At 65.2% G+C, this 25306-nt stretch carries 25 protein-coding genes; 19 read left to right on the plus strand and 6 right to left on the minus strand.

The window, feature by feature from the left end:
• Positions 1-59 precede the first annotated feature (59 nt).
• From JHW40_RS10665 to JHW40_RS10720, 12 genes are all read left to right on the plus strand, one after another.
• A complete protein-coding gene (locus JHW40_RS10665) occupies positions 60-1268 on the plus strand; it encodes a glycosyltransferase family 4 protein (protein ID WP_090610075.1) in 1209 nt (402 codons plus the stop codon).
• Positions 1269-1314: 46 nt separating this feature from the next.
• The gene (locus tag JHW40_RS10670; RefSeq protein WP_090610074.1) at positions 1315-1554 is read left to right on the plus strand and encodes a hypothetical protein; all 240 of its coding nucleotides are present in this window, start codon (positions 1315-1317) and stop codon (positions 1552-1554) included.
• 85 nt (positions 1555-1639) lie between these two features.
• Positions 1640-2896 (plus strand): efflux RND transporter periplasmic adaptor subunit, encoded by a 1257-nt coding sequence (locus JHW40_RS10675; protein ID WP_090610073.1) that lies wholly within the window; start codon positions 1640-1642, stop codon positions 2894-2896.
• Positions 2897-2940: 44 nt separating this feature from the next.
• Positions 2941-6054 (plus strand): efflux RND transporter permease subunit, encoded by a 3114-nt coding sequence (locus JHW40_RS10680; protein ID WP_090610072.1) that lies wholly within the window; start codon positions 2941-2943, stop codon positions 6052-6054.
• A 15-nt stretch (positions 6055-6069) separates the two neighbouring features.
• Positions 6070-6954, plus strand: a complete 885-nt coding sequence (locus JHW40_RS10685; RefSeq protein WP_090610071.1) for a LysR family transcriptional regulator — start codon at positions 6070-6072, stop codon at positions 6952-6954.
• Between the two features lie 86 nt (positions 6955-7040).
• On the plus strand, positions 7041-7517 hold the full coding sequence (locus JHW40_RS10690; RefSeq protein WP_244519062.1) for a formate dehydrogenase subunit gamma: 477 nt from the start codon (positions 7041-7043) through the stop codon (positions 7515-7517).
• An 8-nt stretch (positions 7518-7525) separates the two neighbouring features.
• Entirely contained in the window at positions 7526-9043 is a 1518-nt protein-coding gene (locus tag JHW40_RS10695) for a formate dehydrogenase beta subunit (RefSeq protein ID WP_090610221.1), read from the plus strand.
• Positions 9040-11958: a formate dehydrogenase subunit alpha gene (gene fdhF / locus JHW40_RS10700; RefSeq protein WP_090610070.1), complete on the plus strand. Its 2919-nt coding sequence runs from the start codon at positions 9040-9042 to the stop codon at positions 11956-11958. Before JHW40_RS10695 ends, fdhF begins: the two co-directional genes overlap by 4 nt.
• Before the next feature lie 3 nt (positions 11959-11961).
• Complete coding sequence (gene fdhD / locus JHW40_RS10705; protein WP_419182438.1) at positions 11962-12786, plus strand: formate dehydrogenase accessory sulfurtransferase FdhD; 825 nt, start codon at positions 11962-11964, stop codon at positions 12784-12786.
• Positions 12776-12979: a formate dehydrogenase subunit delta gene (locus JHW40_RS10710; RefSeq protein WP_090610069.1), complete on the plus strand. Its 204-nt coding sequence runs from the start codon at positions 12776-12778 to the stop codon at positions 12977-12979. Before fdhD ends, JHW40_RS10710 begins: the two co-directional genes overlap by 11 nt.
• Before the next feature lie 111 nt (positions 12980-13090).
• Positions 13091-14041: a diacylglycerol/lipid kinase family protein gene (locus tag JHW40_RS10715; RefSeq protein ID WP_090610068.1), complete on the plus strand. Its 951-nt coding sequence runs from the start codon at positions 13091-13093 to the stop codon at positions 14039-14041.
• Entirely contained in the window at positions 14038-14913 is an 876-nt protein-coding gene (locus JHW40_RS10720; RefSeq protein ID WP_090610067.1) for a metallophosphoesterase family protein, read from the plus strand. Before JHW40_RS10715 ends, JHW40_RS10720 begins: the two co-directional genes overlap by 4 nt.
• Here the strand turns inward: JHW40_RS10720 and modC are convergent.
• The 3 genes from modC to modA are packed head-to-tail and all read right to left on the minus strand — an operon-like array spanning position 14841 to position 17405.
• On the minus strand, positions 14841-15941 hold the full coding sequence (gene modC / locus JHW40_RS10725; protein ID WP_090610219.1) for a molybdenum ABC transporter ATP-binding protein: 1101 nt from the start codon (positions 15939-15941) through the stop codon (positions 14841-14843). The genes JHW40_RS10720 and modC overlap by 73 nt on opposite strands.
• On the minus strand, positions 15941-16639 hold the full coding sequence (gene modB / locus JHW40_RS10730) for a molybdate ABC transporter permease subunit (RefSeq protein ID WP_090610066.1): 699 nt from the start codon (positions 16637-16639) through the stop codon (positions 15941-15943). The genes modC and modB overlap by 1 nt, the downstream gene beginning before the upstream one ends.
• 16 nt (positions 16640-16655) lie before the next feature.
• Positions 16656-17405: a molybdate ABC transporter substrate-binding protein gene (modA, locus tag JHW40_RS10735; RefSeq protein ID WP_090610065.1), complete on the minus strand. Its 750-nt coding sequence runs from the start codon at positions 17403-17405 to the stop codon at positions 16656-16658.
• 307 nt (positions 17406-17712) lie between these two features.
• Here modA and rpsA point away from each other — a divergent pair, with 307 nt between their 5' ends.
• From rpsA to trpB, 6 genes are all read left to right on the plus strand, one after another.
• A complete protein-coding gene (gene rpsA, locus JHW40_RS10740; RefSeq protein WP_090610064.1) occupies positions 17713-19392 on the plus strand; it encodes a 30S ribosomal protein S1 in 1680 nt (559 codons plus the stop codon).
• Positions 19393-19623: 231 nt separating this feature from the next.
• Complete coding sequence (gene ihfB / locus JHW40_RS10745; RefSeq protein WP_090610218.1) at positions 19624-19908, plus strand: integration host factor subunit beta; 285 nt, start codon at positions 19624-19626, stop codon at positions 19906-19908.
• A gap of 67 nt (positions 19909-19975) precedes the next feature.
• On the plus strand, positions 19976-20368 hold the full coding sequence (locus JHW40_RS10750; RefSeq protein WP_090610063.1) for a LapA family protein: 393 nt from the start codon (positions 19976-19978) through the stop codon (positions 20366-20368).
• 3 nt (positions 20369-20371) lie between these two features.
• Positions 20372-21004 carry a phosphoribosylanthranilate isomerase gene (locus JHW40_RS10755; RefSeq protein WP_090610062.1) on the plus strand — a complete coding sequence of 211 codons (633 nt, stop codon included), beginning with the start codon at positions 20372-20374 and terminating at the stop codon, positions 21002-21004.
• 1 nt (position 21005) lies between these two features.
• Positions 21006-21452, plus strand: coding sequence for a GNAT family N-acetyltransferase (locus tag JHW40_RS10760; protein ID WP_090610061.1), 447 nt, complete (start codon positions 21006-21008; stop codon positions 21450-21452).
• A gap of 41 nt (positions 21453-21493) precedes the next feature.
• Positions 21494-22720 carry a tryptophan synthase subunit beta gene (trpB, locus tag JHW40_RS10765; protein WP_090610060.1) on the plus strand — a complete coding sequence of 409 codons (1227 nt, stop codon included), beginning with the start codon at positions 21494-21496 and terminating at the stop codon, positions 22718-22720.
• Positions 22721-22735: 15 nt separating this feature from the next.
• Here trpB and JHW40_RS10770 read toward each other — a convergent pair whose 3' ends face one another.
• From JHW40_RS10770 to pth, 3 genes are all read right to left on the minus strand, one after another.
• A complete protein-coding gene (locus JHW40_RS10770; protein ID WP_170851684.1) occupies positions 22736-23338 on the minus strand; it encodes a DUF4893 domain-containing protein in 603 nt (200 codons plus the stop codon).
• A complete protein-coding gene (locus tag JHW40_RS10775) occupies positions 23322-23696 on the minus strand; it encodes a DUF2237 family protein (protein WP_090610058.1) in 375 nt (124 codons plus the stop codon). Before JHW40_RS10775 ends, JHW40_RS10770 begins: the two co-directional genes overlap by 17 nt.
• Before the next feature lie 86 nt (positions 23697-23782).
• Entirely contained in the window at positions 23783-24487 is a 705-nt protein-coding gene (gene pth, locus JHW40_RS10780; protein ID WP_090610217.1) for an aminoacyl-tRNA hydrolase, read from the minus strand.
• A gap of 163 nt (positions 24488-24650) precedes the next feature.
• Here pth and JHW40_RS10785 point away from each other — a divergent pair, with 163 nt between their 5' ends.
• On the plus strand, positions 24651-25283 hold the full coding sequence (locus JHW40_RS10785; RefSeq protein WP_090610057.1) for an ATP-dependent Clp protease proteolytic subunit: 633 nt from the start codon (positions 24651-24653) through the stop codon (positions 25281-25283).
• The last annotated feature ends 23 nt before the right edge of the window (positions 25284-25306 follow it).

The raw sequence follows: 25306 nt of genomic DNA on the forward strand, positions 1-25306 counted from the left end.
ATCATGGGTTTCCGTCCAGGCAGTCGCCACGCGGAATGTCGGAAAGTGAAAGGGGCATCATGCGGATCGGCTATCTTCTGAACACCTATCCGCAGCCGAGCGTGACCTTCATCCGGCGCGAAATCCACGCGCTGGAGCGTCAGGGCCTGCATATCCATCGCTTTGCCATGCGCAGCGACCGTTCGGTGCTGGTCGATGCCGGGGATCTGGCCGAATACGATCAGACCGAACTGGTGCTGAAGGCAGGCGGTCTGCGTCTGCTGCGCGATCTGGCGCATCTGACCCTGCGCCGCCCTTCGGCTGTGGCGCGGGCCCTGCGTCTGGCGTGGCGCCTTGGCGGCAGGCAGCCGGGGATGCGGCTGAAGCACCTGATCTATCTGGCCGAGGCGGCTTATGTCGCGCGCCGGGCCGACGCGCTGGCTCTGGACCATATCCACGCGCATTTCGGCACCAATCCCGCAGCCGTCGCGATGCTGGTGCGGGTGCTTGGCGGGCCGGGCTTCAGCTTTACCGTCCACGGCCCCGAAGAGTTCGACCAGCCTAAGGCGCTGGCTCTGGGCGAAAAGATTGCCGCCAGTCGCTTTGCCGTGGCGATTTCGTCTCATGGTCGCAGCCAGTTGTCGCGTTGGGCGGATGGCGCGGACTGGCCGCGATTGCAGGTGGTGCATTGCGGCATCGATCCTTTGCGGTTCGCGGAGCCGGCCCCGATGCCCGACGGGCCCCTGCATCTGGTCAATATCGGCCGCTTCGTCGAGCAGAAGGGTCAGCTGCTTTTGCCGCAGGCGGTGGCGATGGCTCGTGCCGGGGGGGCGGACCTGCACCTGACGCTGGTCGGCGATGGCCCCATGCGCGCCGCGATCGAGGCAGCCATTCGCGACCACGACGTGGCCGATCACGTCACCCTGACCGGCTGGCAGGACGAGGCCGGAGTGCGCGCCATCCTCGATACGGCCCACGGGTTGGTCCTGCCCAGCTTTGCCGAGGGACTGCCGATGGTCGCTATGGAGGCGATGGCCGCCGGGCGCATCGTGCTGGGAACATGGATCGCGGGCAATCCCGAGTTGATCCTGCCCGGCCAGACCGGGTGGCTGGTGCCCGCGGGCGATGCCGCCGCGCTGGCCCGCGCCATGCAGGACATCGCCGCCACGCCAGCGCCGCGTCTGCGCGAGATGGGCCAGGCAGCGCGCACCCGCGTGTTGCAGCGCCACGACATCAACCAGCAGGCAGCAAGGCTTGCCACCCTGTTCGAAGGCGCGATCAACCGATGAGGGCATTTTTCGCCTTTGGCACAAGCATAGGCGCCACCTGGCGGGCGTGTCAGGTGCGATCATCGGGCAGGCGCTGGTCGGCTGGGTGATGCATCTGGCGGTGACCGGGCTGACCCGGAAACATCGCATGTGGAATCCGCTGCATGATCTGGTCTTTGCCGCCCTTGGGGTGCTGGCCAGCGGGCTTGTGCTTTACATCCATCCGCCCTCGCAGGCGGGCGGCAGGGTTTTGCCGACAAATCTTTCTTTGCAGGCGGTGGTTGTGTCTGTTCCGCGCCCGGTCTAGCGTCGGTCGGAATTCGGGTGGGCCGGTTCGGGACAGGTCCATCTGCCATAGGAATATCAACGACTTGCTATCCGAGGGCATTTCCATGCTGACTCGTCTTTTCTTGATTGCGGGAACGATCTGCGCGCTGGCATCGCCCTCGGCCCTGCTGGCGCAAGAGGCACCGGGCGGCGGGGACGCGCCGCCGACGCCGGTCACCGTGGTGACATTGCGGGCGACTGACGTGACGCTGACCACCAGCCTTCCGGGGCGGGTGCTTGCCTCGGCGCAGGCGGAACTGCGCCCGCAGGTGAATGGCATCATCGTCCAGCGCCTGTTCGAGGAAGGCTCGCAGGTGGCCGAGGATGATCCGCTCTATCGGATTGATCCGCGCAGCTATGAGGCCGCCGTGGCGCAGGCCGAGGCCACGCTGACGCAGGCGCAGGCGCAGGCCGATGCCGCCCGCCGCGATGCCGAGCGGATCGACGCCTTGCGCGACCGTCGTGTGGCGTCGGAACAATCGCAGGATACTGCCATCGCCGCCCGCGACGCCGCCGAGGCCGCCGTCAGGGTCGCCGAGGCGCAGCTGCTGTCGGCGCGGATCGATCTGGACCGCACGACCGTCCGCGCCCCCATCGCCGGGGTCATCGGTCTGGCGCAAAGCTCTCAGGGGGCGCTGGCGACGGCCAGTCAGGCCGATCCGCTGGCAGTGATCCGCAGCATCGATCCTGTCCATGTGGATGTGACCCAGTCCGCCGCCGATATCGTGCGCTGGCGCCGCCTTGGACCCGAGGCCGCGCTGCCGCCCGATATGGACCGCACCGTTTCCCTGCGGCTGGCTGATGGCAGCATCTATGAACATACCGGATCGCTGACCGCTGCCGAGCCGCATGTGGATGAGATGACCGGCGTCGTCACCCTGCGCATGGCCTTCGACAATCCCGACGGTTTCCTGCTGCCGGGGATGTATGTGCAGGCGGATATTCCGCAGGCGCATATCCGCAACGCCGTGCTGGCCCCGCAGGAAGGCGTCACCCGCGACCGTCGTGGCCGCCCCGTCGCGCTGGTCGTCAACGATGACAATATCGTCGAGGAACGGCTGCTGGATATCCAGCAGGATCACGGCAATCAATGGGTGGTCAGCGAGGGGCTGGCCGATGGCGACCGGATCATCGTCGAGGGCGTTCAGCGGATCGGGCCGGGCATGACCGTGGCCCCCGAAGAGCGCGCCGCCCGGCAGGACGCCGCCGGTGCCGGGGCCGCGGATGACACAGCAGAACAGCCCGCCGAGAACCCTGCGGAAGACCCGGCAGAGGACGCCACCGGGCAGCCCGACCCCGCCACAGACCCAGCCGCCGACTGACACCCGGCCAAGTCCCAACGTCACGGATCAGGAACCGATCGATCATGGCCCGTTTCTTCATCGACCGTCCGGTATTCGCCTGGGTGATCTCGATCATCATCATGGGGATCGGGGTGCTGGCGATCCAGTCGCTGCCGGTGGCACAATATCCGCAGATCGCGCCGCCGACGGTGACGGTTCAGGCCGAATATCCCGGCGCCTCGGCGGAAACCGTGACCAATACGGTCACCCAGATCATCGAACAGCAGATGACCGGGCTGGACGGGTTGCGATACATCTCGTCCAGCACCAGCGCCTCGGGTTCGTCCAGCACCTCGCTGACCTTCGCGACCGGCACCGATCCCGACATCGCGCAGGTGCAGGTGCAGAACAAGCTGTCGCAGGCGCTGCCCCTGCTGCCCGAAGCCGTGCAGCGTCAGGGCGTCACCGTCGAGAAATCGGCGGCGGGCTTCCTGATGGTCGTCGGCCTGATCGGGAACGAGGATTACGACCAGACCGACCTGTCGGACTATATGACCACCAACCTGCTGGACGATCTCAGCCGGATCGAGGGCGTCGGCAGCGTCGAGGTGTTCGGCGCCAAATACGCCATGCGGATCTGGCTGGACCCGTCGAAACTGGCCGCATACGAGTTGACGCCGGGCGATGTGGTCTCGGCGGTCTCGGCGCAGAACACCCAGATTTCCGCCGGGGCCTTCGGGGCGCAGCCCGCCGTTGATGGCCAGCAACTGAACGCCACCGTCACCGCGCAATCGCTGCTGTCCTCGCCCGAGGATTTCCGCCAGATCGTGCTGCGCGCCGATGAGGGCGGCGGGCTGGTGCTGTTGCAGGACGTGGCGCGGGTCGAGATCGGCTCGGAAAGCTATTTCGCCGAGGGGACCTATAACGGCCAGCCCGCGTCGGGCATGGCGATCAGCGTCGCGCCGGGCGCCAACGCGCTGGACACCGCCACCCGCGTCAAGGAGCGGATGGAGGAATTCGCGCAGTTCTTCCCCGAAGGCGTGACCTATGTGATCCCCTTTGACACCACCCCCTTTGTCGAGATTTCGATCAAGGAGGTGGTCAAGACGCTGATCGAGGCGATCGTTCTGGTCTTTGCCGTGATGTTCCTGTTCCTGCAGAACTGGCGGGCGACGCTGATCCCGACGCTGGCGGTGCCGATCGTGCTGCTGGGCACCTTCGGGATCATGGCGGCCTTCGGTTTCACCATCAACACGCTGACCATGCTGGCGATGGTGCTGGCCATCGGGTTGCTGGTCGATGACGCCATCGTCGTCGTCGAAAACGTCGAACGGATCATGGAAGAGGACGGACTGTCACCGCGTGAGGCGACGCGCAAATCCATGGGCCAGATCACCGGTGCGCTGATCGGCATCGCGCTGGTGCTGTCGGCGGTCTTTGTGCCGATGGCGTTTTTCGGCGGCTCGACCGGGGTGATCTATCAGCAATTCGCGATCACCATCGTCTCGGCCATGGGGCTGTCGGTGGTGGTGGCGCTGACGCTGACGCCCGCGCTTTGCGCCTCGATGCTGAAGCCCAAGCATCACGCCATCCGGCGCGGTCCGCTTGGCTGGTTCAACGCGGGTTTCGACGGCACCACGCGGGGTTATACCGGCGCGGTCGGCTGGATCGTGCGCCGTCCGCTGCGGATGCTGCTGATCTATGCGCTGCTGGGGGCGGTGATGGTGACGCTGTTTCTGCGCACGCCCGAGGGCTTTTTGCCCGACGAGGATCAGGGCATCATGTTCGTGTTGATCCAGGGTCCGACCGGCGCCACGACCGAACGCACCAATCAGGTGATCGAACAGGTCCGCGACTATTTCCTGGAAGAGGAAAGCGACTCGGTCGATTCGGTCTTTGCCGTGGCCGGATTCAGCTTTGGCGGCTCGGGGCAGAATACCGGCATGGCCTTCGTGCGGCTGAAGGACTGGGCCGAGCGTCCCGACCCGTCGCAATCGGTGCAGGCCATCGCCGGCCGGGCCTTCCCGGCGCTGGGGCAGATCCGTGATGCGATGGTCTTTCCCATCGTGCCGCCCTCGGTGATCGAGCTTGGCAACGTCTCGGGCTTCGACTTCTATCTTCAGGCGCGCGGCGGGCAAAGCCACGAGCAGTTGACCGAGGCACGCGACCAGTTGCTGGGCATGGCGATGGAAAGCCCGCTGATCGAACAGGCCCGGCCTTCGGGGCTGGAGGATGCGGCGCAGTTCAATCTGGACATCGACTGGCGCAAGGCGGGCGCGATGGGGGTCACGGCGACCGATGTCGCGACCATGTTGCAGATCGCCTGGACCGGTTCCTATGTGAACGACTTCGTGGACCGGGGCCGGATCAAGCGCGTCTATGTGCAGGGCGAGGCCGATTCGCGGTCGGGCCCCAGCGATCTGGAGAAATGGCGGGTGCGCAATGCCTCGGGTGGGCTGGTGCCCTTCTCGAATTTCGCGACCGGCGACTGGAGCTATGGCGCGCAGGGGATGAAGCGTTACAACGGCGTGCCCTCGATGCAGATACAAGGCAACCCGGTGCCCGGTGTCAGCAGCGGCGAAGGCATGGCCGAGATGGAGCGTCTGGCGGGCCAGCTGCCGCCCGGCTTTGCCATCGCATGGACCGGGCTGTCGCTGGAGGAACAGGAATCCGGCGCCCAGACCATGCTGCTTTATGCGTTGTCGCTGGCGGCGGTGTTTTTGTGTCTGGCGGCGCTTTATGAAAGCTGGTCGATCCCGCTGGCGGTCATTCTGGTCATGCCCATCGGTATTCTGGGCGCTCTGGTCGGCGCTTGGGCGGGGCAGTTCGACAATGGCGTGTTCTTTCAGGTCGGGCTGCTGACGGTGATCGGGCTGACCGGCAAGAACGCCATCCTGATCGTGGAATTCGCCCGCGAACAATCGCAGGCCGGGGTGCCGCTGTTCACCGCCGTGGTCGAGGCCGCTCGCCAGCGTTTCCGTCCGATCGTGATGACCTCGATCGCCTTTTCGCTGGGGGTGCTGCCGCTGGTGCTGTCCAGCGGGGCGGGGGCCAATGGCCGCAATGCCATTGGTGCGACGGTGATGGGCGGCACCATCGCCTCGACCGCCTTCGGCATCCTGTTCGCGCCGCTGTTCTATGTGCTGATGCGCAGGCTTCTGGGCCGCAAGGACCAGATGGAGGAACAACCGGCCTGACCGGAGGGAAATACTGTGCTGGACAAGCTTGAAATGTTTCTGGCCGTCGCGAAAGAGGGCCATTTCGGGCGCGCGGCCAACAGTCTTGGCATCGCCCAGCCGACGCTTTCGGCGGGCATCAAGCAGCTTGAGGAACAGCTGGGCGTGCTGCTGATCTTTCGTGGCTCGCGCTATGGCGGGCTGACGCCGGAGGGGCAGCGGGCGCTGGAATGGGCGCGACGCATCGTCGGTGACACCCGGCAGTTGCGCGACGAGATGCGGGCCACGCGCGAAGGGCTGTCGGGGCGGCTGCGCATGGCGGTCATTCCCACGGCGCTGACATGGGCGGCCAAGATCAGCGCCCGTTTCGGTGCGCTGCATCCCAATGTGTCCTTCACCATCCTGTCGCGCACCTCGATCGAGATCCTGCAGATGATCGACGATCTGGAGGTCGATGCCGGGATCTCCTATCTGGACAACGAACCGCTGGGGAAGGTCAGCACGGTTCCGCTTTATGATGAAAGGTTCATGCTGGTCTGCCGCGCCGACAACGATCTGGCCGGGCGCGACAGCGTGGCGTGGCATGACCTGTCGGGGCGCAGGCTGTGCCTGCTGACCTCGGACATGCAGAACCGGCGGATCATCAACCGCAATCTCAGCGTGGCGGGGATCGCGCCGCAGGCGACGGTCGAATCCAATTCGACCGTGGTGTTGGCGGCGCATATTCTGGCGGGCGACTGGCTGACCATCCTGCCCGAGGATATCGCCGCCTTTCTGGCCGATGGCAAACCGATCCGCATCATCCCTCTGGACGGCAACGAGCCCAGCCATGTCGTGGGGCTGGTCGCGCCTTACCGTGAACCGCATACCCCGGTGCTGGAGGCGCTGCTGACCGAGGCGCGGCGCATGGTTAACGATTAGGTATTTCTATCGAATGACGGAAATTCGATATTGATTTCCCATCATGGAAGCTGTCTTCTGTCTGCGAGGAAGACGAAAGGCCAGCCATGCTTACCAACATGCCAGCCCCGTCCGAGGAGGAGATTCGCGAGATCGTCGCCGGATTTACCGCGCTCGAGGGGCCGCTTTTGCCCATGCTGCACGCGTTGCAGGACAGTTATGGGCATATTCCAGCCGCCGCCGTTCCGGTTCTTGCAGAATTGCTGAACCTGTCGCGGGCGGAAATTCACGGAGTTGTCAGCTTCTATCACGATTTCCGTGACCATTCCGCAGGGCGCCATGTCCTGAAGATCTGCCGGGCCGAGGCCTGTCAGTCGATGGGGGCGAATGCGCTGGCCGCCGAGACCCTGCGCAAGCTGGGCATCAACTGGCATGGCACCACGCCCGACGGGCGCGTTACGGTGGAACCCGTCTATTGTCTGGGCATGTGCGCCTGCGCACCTGCCGCGATGCTGGATGACAAGGTCGTCGGCCGCGTCGATGACGCGCGCATGGACCGCCTGCTGCAAGAGGTGGGCGCATGAGCGATACACTGAAAATCTGGGTCCCGATGGACAGCGCCGCAAAGGCGCTTGGCGCCGACGAGGTGGCCGATGCCGTCACCCGCGAGGCCGCGGCGCGTGGCATAGCGGTCGATCTGATCCGCAACGGCACCCGCGGCATGGTCTGGCTGGAACCGCTGGTCGAGATCGAGCAGGACGGGCGGCGCATCGGGTATGGCCCGGTCTCGGCGGATGACGTTCCGGCGCTGCTGGATGGCAAGCTGGACAGCCTCGGCCCGGTCGAGGAGATCCCGTATTTCGCCCGCCAGACGCGGCTGACCTTTGCCCGCTGCGGCATCATCGACCCGCTGGATCTGGACGATTATCAGGCGCATGGCGGGCTGGCCGGTCTGCGCCGCGCCATCGGCATGACCCCGCCAGAGATCGTGGCCGAGGTCACCGCCTCGGGGCTGCGCGGACGCGGCGGCGCGGGTTTTCCCACAGGAATCAAGTGGAAGACGGTGATGGAGGCCGAGGCGCCGCAGAAATACATCGTCTGCAACGCCGATGAGGGCGACAGCGGCACATTCGCCGACCGCATGATCATGGAGGGCGATCCCTTCACGCTGATCGAGGGCATGGCGATCGCCGGTCTGGGTGTCGGCGCGACGCGCGGTTATGTCTATCTGCGGTCGGAATATCCCGATGCGATCCGGGTGCTGAAGGCCGCGATCCTCATTGCCCGCGAACGCGGCGTGCTGGGGCCGGATGTGCTGGGATCGGGCCGCGCCTATGACATGGAGGTCCGGACCGGTGCCGGGGCCTATGTCTGCGGCGAGGAAACCAGCCTGCTGAACAGCCTTGAAGGCAAGCGCGGCGTGGTCCGGGCCAAGCCGCCTCTGCCCGCGCTGGAGGGTTTTCTGGGCCGTCCGACCGTGGTCAACAACGTGATTTCGCTGGCCACCGTGCCGGTGATCTTCGAGAAGGGCGCGCAGCATTACGCCGATTTCGGTGTCGGCCGGTCGCGTGGCACGGCAACCTTGCAGATTGCCGGTAATGTGAAACGGGGCGGGCTGTTCGAGACCGCCTTCGGCATGACGCTGGGAGAGGTCGTGAACGATGTCGGCGGCGGCACCGCCTCGGGCCGTCCGGTCAAGGCGGTGCAGGTGGGTGGCCCCCTGGGCGCCTATATGCCGGTCAGCAAGTTCGACACGCCCGTGGGATACGAGGAATTCGACCAGAATGGCGGGCTGATCGGCCATGCCGGGCTTGTCGTCTTTGACGACAGTACCGATATGTTGCAGATGGCCCGTTTTGCGATGGAGTTCTGCGCCGTCGAGAGCTGCGGCAAATGTACGCCCTGCCGGATCGGTGCCGTGCGCGGGGTCGAAACCATCGACCGTATCGCCCAGGGCGACAGCGGCGCGACCGAGTTGCTGACCGACCTGTGCGAGACGATGAAGGATGGCTCGCTTTGCGCGCTTGGCGGCTTCACGCCGTTTCCGGTCATGTCCGCACTGACCCATTTCCCTGACGATTTCGCCACCTATCGGGAGGCAGCCGAATGAAAGACTTCATCATCCCCCAATTCCCGCCCAGTGTTGACTGGCGCGACGAACGCGACATGGGCACCCCCGCCCGCATGGGCGCGCCGGTCACCATGACCGTGGACGGGTTCGAGATCACCGTGCCCGAGGGCACATCCGTCATGCGCGCCGCCGCCGAGGCCGGGATCATGGTCCCGAAACTCTGCGCCAGCGACAATATGGAGGCGTTCGGTTCCTGCCGCCTGTGCGTGGTGGAAATCGAGGGCCGTCGCGGCACGCCGGCCTCGTGCACGACGCCGGTGGCCGAGGGCATGGTCGTCCACACCCAGTCCGACAAGCTGCGCCGGATGCGCAAGGGCGTGATGGAGCTGTATATCAGCGACCACCCGCTGGACTGCCTGACCTGCGCCGCCAATGGCGATTGCGAATTGCAGGACATGGCGGGCGCGGTGGGTCTGCGCGATGTGCGCTACAAGGCGCCCGAAGGCGGGGCGCTGGCAAACCACTTTGCCACCCGCGAGGGCGCCGATATCAATGCGCTCTATGTCCCCAAGGACGAAAGCAACCCCTATTTCACCTATGACCCGGCGAAATGTATCGTCTGTTCGCGCTGCGTGCGCGCTTGCGAAGAGGTTCAGGGCACCTTCGCGCTGACCATCGAGGGCCGCGGTTTCGACAGCCGCGTCAGCGCCGGTGCGGCGGGCGATGACTTCCTGACCTCGGATTGCGTCAGCTGCGGCGCCTGCGTGCAGGCCTGTCCGACCGCGACCTTGCAGGAAAAATCGGTGATCGAACTGGGCACGCCGGAACGCTCGATCATCACGACATGCGCCTATTGCGGCGTGGGTTGCAGCTTCAAGGCCGAGCTGAACGGCGACGAACTGGTGCGCATGGTGCCTTACAAGCACGGCAAGGCGAACCGGGGCCACAGCTGCATCAAGGGCCGTTTTGCCTATGGCTATGCCAGCCACAAGGAACGCATCCTGAAGCCGATGATCCGCGAGAGCATCGACCAGCCGTGGCGCGAGGTCGAGTGGGACGAGGCGCTGGCCTTCACCGCCGACAGGCTACGCGGCATCCAGCAGAAATATGGCCGCAACTCGGTCGGTGTCATCACCTCGTCGCGCTGCACCAATGAGGAATCCTATCTGGTGCAGAAGCTGACGCGGGCGGTGTTCATGAACAACAACACCGATACCTGCGCACGGGTCTGCCATTCGCCCACGGGTTACGGGCTGGGTCAGGCCTTCGGCACCTCGGCCGGGACGCAGGATTTCGACAGCGTCGCGCAGGCCGATGTCATCATGATCATCGGCGCGAACCCGACCGACGCGCATCCGGTCTTTGCCAGCCACATGAAAAAGCGGGTGCGGCAGGGGGCCAAGGTGATCGTGGTCGATCCGCGCCGCATCGACATGGTGCGCTCGGCCCATATCGAGGCCGCCCATCACCTGCCGCTGAAACCCGGCACCAACGTTGCGGTGGTCACCGCCATGGCACATGTGATCGTGACCGAAGGGCTGGTGGACGAGGCGTTCATCCGCGAACGCTGCGACTGGGACGAATATCTGCACTATGCCGAATTCGCCAGCCAGCCGCGCCACAGCCCCGAAGCGACCGAGATGCTGACCGGCATTCCCGCCGCCGATCTGCGCGCTGCCGCGCGGCTCTATGCGACGGGCGGCAATGGCGCGATCTATTACGGGCTGGGCGTGACCGAACACAGTCAGGGTTCGACCACCGTGATGGGGATCGCGAACCTTGCGATGCTGACCGGCAATATCGGGCGCGAGGGCGTGGGCGTGAACCCGCTGCGCGGCCAGAACAACGTGCAGGGTTCCTGCGACATGGGGTCCTTCCCGCATGAACTGCCGGGTTACCGCCATGTGAAACTGCCCGAAGTACGCGAGATCTATGAGAAGGCATGGGGCGTCGAGATCGACCCCGAACCGGGCCTGCGCATCCCCAATATGCTGGATGCGGCGGTCGCGGGCACCTTCAAGGGTCTGTACTGTCAGGGCGAGGATATCCTGCAATCGGATCCCGACACCCATCACGTCGCGGCCGGTCTGGCGGCAATGGAATGCGTCATCGTCCATGACCTGTTCCTGAACGAGACGGCGAACTATGCCCATGTATTCCTGCCGGGCTCCAGCTTCCTTGAAAAGGACGGCACCTTCACCAATGCCGAGCGCCGCATCAACCGCGTGCGCAAGGTGATGGCGCCGAAGAACGGCTATGAGGACTGGGAAGTGACCCAGCTTCTGGCCAATGCGTTGGGGGCGAACTGGACCTATACCCATCCCCAGCAGATCATGGAGGAAATCGCCGCGACCACGCCCAGCTTCGCCGGTGTCAGCTATGAGGTGCTGGAAGAGGTCGGCTCGGTCCAGTGGCCCTGCAACGAGGACGCGCCCGAGGGCACGCCGACGATGCATGTGGATCATTTCGTGTCGGGCAAGGGGCGGCTGATCGTCACCGAATATGTCGCCACCGACGAACGGTCCGGCCCGCGCTTCCCGCTGCTGCTGACCACCGGGCGGATCCTGTCGCAATACAACGTCGGCGCGCAGACCCGGCGCACCGCGAACAGCATGTGGCATGAAGAGGACGTGCTGGAGATCCATCCCCACGACGCCGAGGTTCGCGGCATCAATGATGGCGACTGGGTGCGGCTGGCCTCTCGTGCAGGGGACACCACGCTGCGGGCGAAACTGACCGACCGGGTCTCGACCGGGGTGGTCTATACGACCTTCCACCACCCGACGACTCAGGCTAATGTCGTCACCACCGATTTCTCGGACTGGGCGACGAACTGCCCTGAATTCAAGGTGACGGCGGTGCAGGTCAGCCCCTCGAACGGGCCTTCCGAATGGCAGGAGCGTTACAGCGAACATGCCGAAAGGTCCCGCCGGATCCTGCCAGCAGCGGAGTGATCCTTGACCCTGCCGACGCCGACCCAGACTGCTGACGCGCTGTCCGTCCGAACGGGCAGTCGCGTTCAGGTGACCCGCTCGCTGCCTGAGGAAACGCCGGTGGCGATGGTCTATGACGGCACCACCCATGCGGTGATGATGGCCAGCCCCAGCGATATCGAGGATTTCGCGCTGGGGTTTTCCCTGACCGAGGGCATCGTCACCGATCCGGCCCAGATCGCCGAGATCGAGGTCGTGGCCCATGACAAGGGCGTCGAGGCCCGCATGTGGCTGGCCGAGGACCGGGGCGAGGCTTTGGCCGCGCGTCGCCGGACGCTGGCCGGGCCGGTGGGGTGCGGGTTGTGCGGCATCGACAGTCTGGATCAGGCCATCCGCGTGCTGCCCGACCTGACCGGCATCGGTCCCATCCTGTCCGAAGCGCAGGTCATGTCCGCGACCGAGGATCTGCGCGGCTGGCAGCCGATGCATGATCTGACGCGGGCCGTCCATGCCACGGGTTTCATGCTGCCCGGTCAGGGCATCGTTCTGACGCGCGAGGATGTCGGGCGCCACAATGCACTGGACAAGCTGATCGGGGCGATGAACCGTCAGGGCATCGATGCCGCCCGCGGCGCCTTCGTGCTGACCAGCCGCGTCTCGGTCGAGATGGTGCAGAAATGCGCCATGGCCGGCGCCGGTATCATCATCGCCGTATCGGCCCCCACCGCCCATGCGCTGCGTCTGGCGCAGGGTGCAGGGCTGACTTTGGCCGCTTTTGCGCGGGGGCAGGGCTTTGATCTGTTCTCTCATCCCCAACGCCTGAAACATGAGGTAAGTGATGTCGCCTGAGAAAATGGTGATGATGGCGAACCAGATCGCCACATTCTTCAACACCCAGCCCGGCGATCAGGCCACCGAACGGGTGGCGGGTCATCTGCGCGATTTCTGGGCGCCGGCGATGCGCGACCAGCTCAAGGACTATGTCGCGGCAGGCGGCGAGGGGCTGAACCCCACCGTCACCGCCGCCGCCGCGCAGCTGTAACAATATCCGCAGCAAAGGGCGGGGCGGCGGAAACCTTGTCTGCCCCCTGCGGGTTGTCCTGACCGGACGGTCAAACATGCAAGCCGTCGCACATGATCGGGACAGGACAACATGCAGCAGGACAAGCCCTTCGACCTTTCGCGGACCCGTGCCTGCGTCATCTTCAACCACAGCTCGGGCAGCAAGGACGACGCGGTCTTTCGCCAGACGGTGACCGACGCCCTCAGCCCGCATCTGGCCGGGCTGGAATGGCGGGTGACGGAAAACGGCGGGGATCTGGCCGGGCTGGCGCGCAGCGCGGTCAGCGACGGTTTCGATCTGGTGATCGCGGCGGGCGGGGACGGCACACAATCGGCGGTGGCGGGCGCGCTGGCCGGGACGGATGCAGTCATGGCGGTGCTGCCGGGCGGGACCTTCAACTATTTCGCCCGTGATCTGGGTGTGGGCGAAACGCTGGAGGACGCGCTGGACACGATCCGCGACAGCGTGGCGCGGCCTGTCGATCTGGGCTGGATCAACGATCTGATCTTCCTCAACAATGTCAGTTTCGGCGCCTATCCCCACATTCTGAAGACCCGGGAGGGCATCTATCGCCGCTGGGGCCGGTCGCGGATCGCGGCCTATTGGTCGGTGCTGGTCGCCCTGCGTCGCTTGCGCCGCCCAATGCAGATCACCGCCCGCGTCGATGGAGAAGAACAGCATTTCAGCACCGCGCTGATCTTTGTGGCCAAAAGCGCCTATCAGCTGGATGTGTTCGGGCTGGACGGGGCAGATGCCATTCGCGGCGGCCGGTTCGCGGTGCTGATCGCCAAGGCGAAACGGCCGATGCCGCTGATGCGCTCGGCCTTGCGGCTGGCGGTAGGGCGCAGCGCGAAGGACAGCGATTTCGACCTGATCGTCACCGATGAGCTGACCATAGACACCAGAAAGCGCACGCAACTGGTTGCCCATGATGGCGAAAAGACCCGGATGCAGGCGCCTTTCCGGCTGAAGGTGCTGCATGACGCGCTGCGCGTGCTGCTGCCCGCCGACGGGCAAAGCAAGACCGAAGGTGCCGAATGACCCGCATCCTGCACCTCTCGGACCTGCATTTTGGCTTTCACCGTCGCGCCCTGACCGACGACTTGCTGCATCGCGTCAATGATGTCCGCGCCGATCTGGTGGTGGTCACCGGCGATGTGACCCATCGCGCCAAGCCCGCGCAATATGCCCGCGCGGCGCAGTTCCTGAAGGGGATAGAGACCGACTGGATCGCCATGCCGGGCAACCATGATGTGCCGCTGTTCAATCCGCTGCTGCGGCTGCTGCGGCCCTGGGCGCGGTTCCGGCAGACGATCTCGGACCAGCTTGCGCCTTCGTGGCGGTCGGGAAATGTGCAGGTGCTGGCGCTGAACAGCGCCGATCCCTTCGCCATCCAGCGCGGTGTGTTGCGGCGGGGGCAGGTGGCGGCGGCGATGGCGCGGATCAACCCCGATCTGACGAATATCGTCGCGCTGCATCACCCCTTGCAGCACCGCCCCGGCGTGGACAAGAACCTTGCACGGCGGGCGGCGCTGACGCTGGAGATGCTGGAATCAGTCGGGGCGCAGATCGTTCTCAGCGGCCATCTGCATGTCTGGTCGGCGGGGGCCTTGCTGGACCCGGTGGCGGGCGGGCGCGTCTTGCAAATACAGGCGGGCACCGCGCTGTGCGCCCGGCCCGGCGACATGCGCAACGAATTCTGCGTGCTGGACATTCGCGGCCCGGAACTGACCATCGAGCGTCATGTGGCGCCGATGGACCATCCCGGCTTTCTGCCGCCCGAATATCTGCATTTCTCGCGCGTTTCGGGGCGCTGGCATCCGGGGGGCCACGATCCCGATCAGGAAACCGAACCCTTGCCGACCGAACCGGGCGCGACCGACACCGCCTTGAGCACCGCAAAGACCGGCTGACCCGGCTGCAAGTCAAGTCCCTGAACCGAGCGGCGGGTGATCCGGGCCAGCAGCGCCTCGGCCCCCGCATCCAGCCGCACCAGCATGCCGCTGTCGCCATCGGGGGCCATGTCACGCACCGTCACCGGCAGGATGTTCAGCGCCGAGACCTGTTCGGGCCGGTGCCGCGCCAGCATCACGTCCCGCGCCAGAATCCGCAGCCGCAGGGACGTGCCCGGCACCAGCCCCTCTTGCGCGGACAGCCAGACCGGCCCGGCGGCGCAGGTCAGCCGCATCAGCCCGTCGGGCTCCAGCGCCTCGACACGGGCGGGCAGGATCGCCCCGGCCTCGGCCACGCCAAGCGCCGGGGCGGTGGCAGGATCGGACAGGATCCGGGCTGCGGGTCCGGCCGCGACCACCCGTCCGTCGCCGATCAGAACGATAGTCGTGGCCAGCCGCGCGACCTCGGGCGCGGAATGGCTGACATAGAGGATCGGCAGCCCGGCCTCGTCGCGCAGGCGTTCCAGATAGGGCAGGATCTCGGCCTTGCGGGAATCGTCCAGCGCCGCCAGCGGCTCGTCCATCAGCAGAAAGCGCGGGTTCGACAGGATCGCGCGACCGATGGCGACGCGCTGACGCTCGCCCCCGGACAGGGCGGCGGGGCGGCGTTTCAGCAGATGGCCGATGCCCAGCAGATCGACGATGCGCGACAGATCAGCCCCGTCGCGCCCCGAAAACCAGCGCCCATACAGCAGGTTCTGCCGCACCGTCAGATGCGGAAACAGCCGTGCCTCCTGAAAGACATAGCCGACGCCGCGCCGATGCGGCGGCAGGAACCGCCCGCTGCGGCTGTCGGACAGGATCAGCCCGTCGGCCTCGATCCGGCCCTGCTGCGGGCGCATCAGCCCGGCGACGGCATTGACGATGGTGGTCTTGCCCGAACCCGACTGCCCAAACAGCGCGGTCAGGCCCGCAGGTGCGTCAAAGGCGGCATCCAGCGTAAAGCCGGGGAACTGGTGGCGGATGGCGACCGACAATTTCGCAGGCATCATTCGCCCCTGATCCGTCGGGCGATGACGCGCGACACCCATTCCGACAGGAACAGCGCGCTCATGGCGATGATGATCGCGATCACGACCAGCCGCGCGGCGGGGCCTTCGCCACCCGGCACCTGAAGGAAAGCATAGATGGCCGAGGGCAGGGTCTGCGTCTGGCCGGGAATGTTCGATACGAAGGTGATGGTGGCGCCGAATTCGCCGATGGCCTTGGCGAAGGCCAGGATAGCGCCGGCGATGATGCCGGGCAGGATCAGCGGCAGGGTCACGGTCAGGAACACCCAGATGCGCGATGCGCCAAGGGTCGAGGCCGCCTGTTCAAGCTTCGGGTCCACCGCCTCTATCGCCAGCCGGATGGCGCGGACCATCAGCGGGAAGGCCATGATTGCGGCAGCCAGCGCCGCGCCGGTCCAGCGAAAGGCAAAGACGATGCCGAACCACTGGTCAAGGAACTGCCCCACCGTGCCGCGCCGCCCGAAGGTCAGCAGCAGCAGATAGCCGGTGACGACCGGCGGCAGCACCAGCGGCAGATGCACCAGCCCGTTCAGCAGCCCGTGCCCCGGAAACCGCCAGCGCGCCAGCGCATAGGCGATGAGGATACCCAATGGCAGGCTGGCTGCCACCGCCCAGAGCGAAACCCTGAGCGACAACCGCACCGCCTGCCACGCCTCGGGGGTCAGCCAGTCCGTCAAATCCAGCCCGTCAAGATCAATCCGTCACCGAGAATCCATGCCGGGCAAAGATCTCATCCGCGGCCTCGCCCGACAAGGCGTCATAGAAGGCGCGGTCGGCCTCGTCCTCGGCATTGGTCAGCAGCGCGGCGGGATAGATGATCTCGGGATAGCTGTCGGCGGGAAATTCACCGACGATGGTGACGTTGTCCTCGGCGGCGGCATCGGTGGCATAGACGATGCCGAAGGGCGCCTCTCCGGTTGCGACCAGCGCCAGCGCGGCGCGGACATTGTCGGATTGCGCGACATCGGCCTGAACGCTGTCCCACAGGCCGAGGTTTTCCAGCGCGGCCTTGCCATATTGACCGGCAGGCACGGAATCGATCAGCGCCATTGCCAGCTTTTCCCCGCCCAGCAGATCGGCCAGCGGGGTCTCGGCGGACAGCGCGACCGGCTCGGCCCCCTGACCGTGACCGATCAGCACCAGCTTGTTGCCCAGCAGATCGTTGCGAACGTCAACCAGACCGGCGGTTTCGACCTCGTCCACCCATTCGACATTGGCCGAGATGAAGATGTCGGCGGGCGCGCCCTCGACGATCTGCTTGGCCAGCGCGTTCGATCCGGCATAGGAAATCGTCACCTCATGCCCGGTTTCCCCGGAGAAATCGGCGGCGAATTCATCCAGCGCGTTCTTCAGCGAGGCGGCGGCGAACACGGTCACATTGTCAGCCAGCGCGGGCAGGGCGGTCAGCGACAGCGCAACGGCGCAAAGGGCAGGGCGAAGCATGGGTTCCTCATCACTTGGACGTGCCCGCTTTGGGCGATGTTTCCTGTCGAACCTATCGCGGCGGCGCCTTTCCGCGCAAGCGATATTTCCGGCTGGGGATATCCCTGTGCTGTGCAACAAACGGTTGATTGTCGGGCGGCAAGGGGCTATATGGCGGCCAGTCTTTGGGCGATATGGTCATAACAGACCGCTTGCATACGGGTCGGGCGTCACGCCGCGACCCTTTGTCGTTGCCGAAAGACAGCATAAAGACCGGCGGAGCCAACCGCATGGCCAGACAAATCGTTGAAAAGGAAACCGATACCGTATGTGCGCTAAAGCGACGATGGAGGAATTCGAAGCCCTCCTGAACGAAAGCTTCGAAATCGACACCCCCGATGAGGGCAGCGTTGTCAAAGGCCGGGTCATCGCCATCGAGGCGGGACAGGCCATCATCGACGTCGGCTACAAGATGGAAGGCCGCGTCGATCTGAAGGAATTCGCTAATCCCGGCGAAGAAGCCCAGCTGGCCGTCGGCGATGAGGTCGAGGTCTATCTGGACCGCGTCGAGAACGCCCGTGGCGAAGCCTCGATCTCGCGCGAGAAAGCCCGCCGCGAAGAGGCCTGGGACCGTCTGGAAAAAGCCTATGCCGATGAAGACCGCGTCGAAGGCGCCATCTTCGGTCGCGTCAAGGGTGGCTTCACCGTTGATCTGGGCGGCGCCGTCGCCTTCCTGCCCGGTAGCCAGGTCGATGTCCGTCCCGTGCGTGATGCCGGCCCGCTGATGGGTCTGAAGCAGCCCTTCCAGATCCTGAAAATGGATCGCCGCCGCGGCAATATCGTCGTGTCGCGCCGCGCCATTCTGGAAGAAAGCCGCGCCGAACAGCGCGCCGAGGTCATCGCCAACCTGACCGAAGGCCAGACCGTGGACGGCGTCGTCAAGAACATCACCGAATACGGCGCCTTCGTCGATCTGGGTGGTGTTGACGGGTTGCTGCACGTCACCGACATGGCATGGCGCCGCGTCAACCACCCGTCGGAAATCCTGTCGATCGGCGAGACCGTCAAGGTTCAGGTCATCAAGATCAACAAGGACAGCCACCGCATCAGCCTGGGCATGAAGCAGCTTCAGGCCGATCCGTGGGATACCGTGTCCGACAAGTTCCCGATCAGCTCGGTCCATCAGGGCCGCGTGACCAACATCACCGATTACGGCGCCTTCGTCGAGCTGGAAGCCGGTGTCGAGGGTCTGGTCCACGTTTCGGAAATGAGCTGGACCAAGAAGAACGTCCATCCGGGCAAGATCGTCTCGACCTCGCAAGAGGTTGAGGTGATGGTGCTGGAAATCGACGAAGCCAAGCGCCGCGTGTCGCTGGGTCTGAAACAGACCATGCGCAACCCGTGGGAAGTCTTTGCCGAAACCCATCCGAGCGGCACCGTCATCGAGGGCGAGGTCAAGAACATCACCGAATTCGGTCTGTTCATCGGTCTGGACGGCGATATCGACGGCATGGTTCACCTGTCGGACATCAGCTGGGATGCGCGTGGCGAAGACGCCATTCAGGACTTCCGCAAGGGCGATGTCGTCAAGGCGGTCGTGCAGGATGTCGATATCGAGAAAGAACGCATCAGCCTGTCGATCAAGGCCCTGGAAAACGAGCATATGGCCGAGGCCGTTGACGGCGTGAAGCGCGGCTCGATCGTCACCGTCGAGGTGACCGCGATCGAGGATGGCGGCGTCGAGGTGGAATATAACGGCGTCAAGTCGTTCATCCGCCGCAGCGATCTGGCCCGTGACCGTCAGGACCAGCGCCCCGAGCGTTTCCAGGTCGGCGACAAGGTCGATGCCCGCGTCACCAATATCGACACCAAGACCCGCCGTCTGGGTCTGTCGATCAAGGCACGCGAGATTGCCGAGGAAAAAGAAGCCATTGACCAGTATGGCAGCTCGGATTCGGGTGCCTCGCTGGGTGACATCCTTGGCGCTGCGCTGAACCGCAACAGCTGATCTGCGGGTTCGCTGAACATGCCCCGTCTCTGGCCCATGCCCGAGGCGGGGTTTTTCATGGCCGGACCCCGCCGGTCCCGTCATCATCCCTTGCGTGGTCGTGGCAAAGCTGGCATCGCTATGAAACCAAAACGTTGTTTCGGCGTTTGGCCTTGACGACTCGGGGAAAGACGGTGCCACATGGCGCGCCATTCACCGGGCATTCAACGATCGCAGCATAAGGGGAATGCGATGATCCGTTCAGAACTGATCCAGAAGATCAGCGAGGAAAACCCGCATCTGTTCCGCCGAGACATCGAGCGGATCGTGAACACCGTTTTCGAGGAAATCATTGATGCGATGGCCCGGGGCGACCGGGTCGAACTGCGCGGCTTCGGGGCCTTTTCGGTTAAGAAGCGCGACGCTCGCACCGGACGCAATCCCCGGACCGGCGAATCCGTCGAGGTCGAGGAAAAGCATGTGCCCTTCTTCAAGACCGGCAAATTGCTGCGAGACCGGTTGAACGGCGAGGCCTGACCGCGCTAGATGTGGCCAGCCTGTGTCGGCCACATCGGCCCGCCGCGAATATCCTGAGGGGTCCCCCATGCGCCTGATCCGCCTGTCTTTCGTCGTCCTGCTGGCCATCATCCTGATCGCCGTCGCGCTGGCGAATCGCGATATCGTCACGCTGAACGCCTTTCCGGCGAATCTCGGGCAATATCTTGGCGGGCAATGGGCGATTTCTCTGCCGCTGTTTCTGGTCATCTTTCTGGCCTTCGCGCTGGGGATGCTGGCGGGCCTGATCTGGGAATATCTGCGCGAGGCCCATATCCGCCGCGAGGCGCGCCGCCGCTCGGGCGAGGTGCAGCGGCTGGAGCAGGAGGTCAACCATCTGCGCGACCGCCATGCCAATCCGCGCGATGAGGTTCTGGCGATCCTCGATCAGCCGAAAACCGCCCGCGACAGCGGGGCGCCCTCGCTGCCCGCGCCGCGCTAGGTCATGGCGCAGGTCAAGATCTGCGGCTTGCGATCCGCGCAGCATGTGGCGGCAGCCGTGGGCGCCGGCGCGCGCTATGTCGGCTTTGTCTTCTTTCCGAAATCGCCCCGCGCCGTCAGCCCGGCCGAGGCCGCCGCATTGGGGGCCGAGGTTCCGGTGGGCGTCGCCCGCGTGGGCCTGTTTGTCGATCCCGTTGATGCGCTGCTGGAGGCCACACTGGCCGAGGCGCCGCTGGACGTGATCCAGTTGCACGGTCAGGAAAGCCCCGATCGCGTGGCCGAGGTCAAGGCGCGTTTCGGCCTGCCGGTGATGAAGGCCGTCGGCATCGCCAGTGCCGGGGATCTGCCCGCGCTGACCGATTACGGGCTGGTCGCCGACATGCTGCTGGTCGATGCGAAGGCGCCCAAGGATGCCGTGCTGCCGGGCGGCAACGGGCTGGCCTTCGACTGGCGGCTGCTGGTCGGGCGCAAATGGCTGCGGCCCTGGCTGCTGGCCGGAGGGCTGACCCCGGACAACGTGGCCGAGGCGATCCGCCTGACCGGCGCGCCCGGCGTCGATGTCAGTTCAGGCGTGGAATCCGCGCCGGGCGTCAAGGATGCGGATCTGATCCGCGCTTTCGTCGCCGGGGCCTCGTGACATGGCGGTCAGTTTCCGCGACGCCACCCGGGCCGATGTGCCCTTCGTCGTTGCGATGCTGGCCGATGACATGCTGGGCCGCCAGCGCGAGGCGGCGGCGATGGAAAGCTATCTGGCGGCCTTCGACGCCATGCAGGCCGAGAACGGCAACCTGCTGATCGTCGGGCAGGACCGGGGGCAGGTCGTTGCCTGTTATCAGTTGACCGTCATTTCCGGCCTGTCGCTCTCGGCCACCCGGCGCGCGCTGATCGAGGGCATTCGCGTCGCCGACAGCCATCGCGGGCAGGGTATCGGGCGGGCGCTGATGGCCGATGCCGAAGCCCGCGCAAGGGCTGCGGGTTGCAGGCTGTTGCAGTTCACCACCAACAAGGCGCGCAAGGATGCGCATCGCTTCTATGACCGGGCTGGCTTTACCGCCTCGCATATCGGCTATAAGAAGCCCCTGTAGGCAATTCCGCCCCGACCCAAGGCAAAGCGAAGGCGCATTTCATGGCCGATGATCTGGCAAACAGCTTCAAGACGGGCCCCGATGAGCAGGGCCGTTTCGGCATCTATGGCGGGCGCTTCGTCAGCGAGACACTGATGCCGCTGATCCTTGACCTTGAGGCGGAATACGAGCGCGCCAAGACCGATGCCGGTTTCTGGGCCGAGATGGACGATTTGTGGACCCATTATGTGGGTCGCCCCTCGCCGCTCTATTTCGCCGAGCGGCTGACCGAACATCTGGGCGGCGCGAAGATCTATATGAAGCGCGACGAGTTGAACCATACCGGCGCGCACAAGATCAACAACGTGCTGGGCCAGATCCTGCTGGCGCGGCGCATGGGCAAGACCCGGATCATCGCCGAGACAGGGGCAGGTCAGCACGGCGTGGCGACGGCGACGGTCTGCGCGCGTTTCGGGCTGAAATGCGTGGTCTATATGGGCGCGACCGATGTCGAGCGTCAGGCGCCCAACGTCTTCCGCATGCGCCTGCTGGGTGCCGAGGTGGTGCCGGTGACCAGCGGTCGCGGCACGCTGAAGGATGCGATGAACGATGCGCTGCGCGACTGGGTGACCAATGTGCGCGACACCTTCTATTGCATCGGCACGGTGGCGGGGCCGCATCCCTATCCGGCGATGGTGCGCGATTTCCAGTCGATCATCGGCAAGGAGGCCCGCGAACAGATCCTGTCGCGCGAGGGTCGTCTGCCCGACACCATCATCGCCGCGATCGGCGGCGGCTCGAACGCGATGGGGCTGTTTTTTCCCTTCCTCGACGACACCTCGGTCCGCGTCATCGGGGTCGAGGCCGGGGGCAAGGGCGTGGACGAACGGATGGAGCATTGCTCCAGCCTCTCGGGCGGGCGCGCGGGCGTGCTGCATGGCAATCGCACCTATCTGTTGCAGGACGACGAGGGGCAGATCCTTGAGGGTCATTCGATCAGCGCCGGGCTGGATTATCCCGGTATCGGTCCCGAACATGCCTGGCTGAAGGATGTGGGCCGGGCCGAATATGTCGCGATCACCGATGACGAGGCGCTGGCCGCCTTCCAACTGTGCTGCGCGACCGAAGGCATCATTCCCGCGCTGGAACCCAGCCATGCGCTGGCCCATGTGATGAAGATCGCCCCCGATCTGCCCGCTGATCACCTGATCGTGATGAACATGTGCGGACGCGGCGACAAGGATATTTTCGCCGTCGCCCGCCATCTGGGTTTCGACATTCAGGCGTGATCCCTGACCCGCGCCTCAGCGGGTCAGCACCAGCAGATCGGTTTCCGATTCCAGATGCGGGCGGGGAAATAGGATCCGCCCGGCGCGGGGCGATGTCATCTCGACCAGCCCCACCTCGGGCATGAATTGCGGGGTGGATTGCGGATCGGTCTCGGGCGGCAGATCGGCATAATCGGCCGGCACCTCACCCGCGACAAAGCCGGTGCCAAGATAGATCAACTGCCCGTCATATTCATGGACCTCGCCCTTGGTCCGCTGCGATCCGGTCAGTTTTTCAAAGGCTGACCCGTCGGCGCGGCACCGGAATTCGGGATAGGCGACGATGGGCAGGCTGCGGCCCAGTTTGATGACGCGGCAATTCCAGTCGCCCGCCAGCGCGGCCTGCGCCTCGTCCAGCGGCAGGGCCGTGCCGCGCAGCGCATCCGCCAGCACCGCCAGTTCGCCCTTCTCACCGCCCGCAAAGGCCTGCCGCAGCGCCTGCCCAAGGCTTTCGTTCAATACGTCCAGCCGCGCCGCATCATCGTCGCGGATCGGCGGAGGGGTGCTTTGCGCAATGGCGGGGGTCAGCGTCAGGGCCAGCGCGAGGATCGCAACCAAAATCTCAGGTTTTCTGGTCAATGGCATGATTTATAAGCAGTTCCATCGGTATGACATCAAGCGCCCGGATATGGGTGGAATCCAGCACCACCTGCGGCGCGGCATATTCCTGCGCGGCCTGAAGAAACCGCGCGGCGCAAAGGCACCAGCGGTCGCCCGGTTGCAGCCCCGCGAAGTGATATTCGGGACGCGGCGTTGACAGGTCGTTGCCCAGATATTTCGACATGGCCAGAAACTCGGCCGTGACGATGACGCAGACGGTATGGCTGCCCTGATCCTCGGGGCCGGTATCGCAGCAGCCGTTGCGATAGAACCCGGTCAGCGGCGCATTCGAGCAGGGCTGCAACGGCCCGCCCAGAACGTTCAGAGATGGCTCCATCCATGCCCTCCTTTCCTTCAGGCTAGCCCGACCCCGCCGTTCCGCCAACCCCTCGCGGCCACGGATACCGCAATTGCACGGTTGTCCTAGCGGAAACGCTGGCTGAGCGCGCGCAACCGGTCGGCCAGCGTCTGCGGGGCGTCTGCTGCGTTTTCGGGTGCGGCTTTTGGCGCCGGTGCGGGGCTTTTGGGCTTGGCTGTGGGTGCGGTGCCGCTGTTGCGGGCGGGCGCGGTGCGGGTGGCGACGGCATTGAGGAAACGCGCGCTGTCGCCATCCGCCAGCATCGGCGCGCCTTCGGCGATGCCACGCAGCAGGTCGTCCAGCCCCTCCTGTTCGGCCTTGGCGAAATCGGACAGCACATAAGGCGCGACCCGGTCCTTGTGGCCGGGATGACCGATCCCCAGCCGCACTCGGCCATATTCCGCCCCGATATGTTGGTGGATCGAGCGCAGCCCGTTATGGCCCGCATGCCCGCCGCCCAGTTTGGCGCGCACCTTGCCGGGGGCAAGGTCCAGCTCGTCATGCAGCACGATCACATCGGCAGGGGTCAGCTTGAGGTATCGCATCGCCTCGCCCACGGATTGCCCCGACAGGTTCATGAAGGTCTGCGGTTTCAGCAAGGTGACGCGGGTGCCACCCAGCCTCCCCTCGGCCACCAGCCCCTGAAACCGCGCCTTCCACGGTCCCAGCCCGTGATCCGCGGCGATCCGGTCCAGCGCCATGAAGCCGATATTATGCCGATTCCCTTCGTATTTCGCGCCCGGATTGCCCAGCCCGACGATCAGTTTCACCGCGTTCTCCTGCCTTTTGCCGATGCGATGACCGGCTGAATTGCGTTCCATCCCTTGCGGCGGACCTTGCCGGTTACTAAGACTCTGTCAACCTTTCGCGGCTAAGACAGGGGTCAAACCCGGACGAATCGCGGGCATGACGACGAACAGGCAAGGACAGACGATGAGCGATCCGGCAGAATTCTACATGAATACCCTTGTTCCGATGGTGGTCGAACAGACCTCGCGCGGGGAACGGGCCTATGACATCTTCTCGCGCCTGCTGAAGGAACGGATCATTTTCGTGTCCGGCCCGGTCCATGACGGCATGTCCACGCTGATCTGCGCGCAGCTGCTGTTCCTCGAGGCCGAGAATCCGAACAAGGATATCAGCATGTATATCAACAGCCCCGGTGGTGTGGTGACCTCGGGCCTGTCGATCTATGACACGATGCAGTATATCCGTCCGCGCGTCTCGACGCTGGTGGTCGGGCAGGCGGCGTCGATGGGCTCGTTGCTGTTGGCGGCGGGCGAACCCGGCCTGCGCTATTCGCTGCCCAACAGCCGGGTGATGGTGCACCAGCCCTCGGGCGGGTATCAGGGGCAGGCGACGGATATCCTGATTCATGCGCGCGAGACCGAGAAACTGAAGCGCCGGCTGAATGAAATCTATGTGAAGCATACCGGCCGGACGCTGGAAGAAGTGGAGCAGGCGCTGGAGCGTGACCGCTTCATGGCACCGGACGAGGCGAAGGAATGGGGTCTGATCGACGAGGTTCTGGAACCCCGGGGCAAGGCAGACCCTGAAAAGAAATAGGCCCTTTGGGGATTGTGACGGCA

Origin of the sequence: Paracoccus alcaliphilus, assembly GCF_028553725.1 — a bacterium.
Taxonomy (GTDB): domain Bacteria; phylum Pseudomonadota; class Alphaproteobacteria; order Rhodobacterales; family Rhodobacteraceae; genus Paracoccus; species Paracoccus alcaliphilus.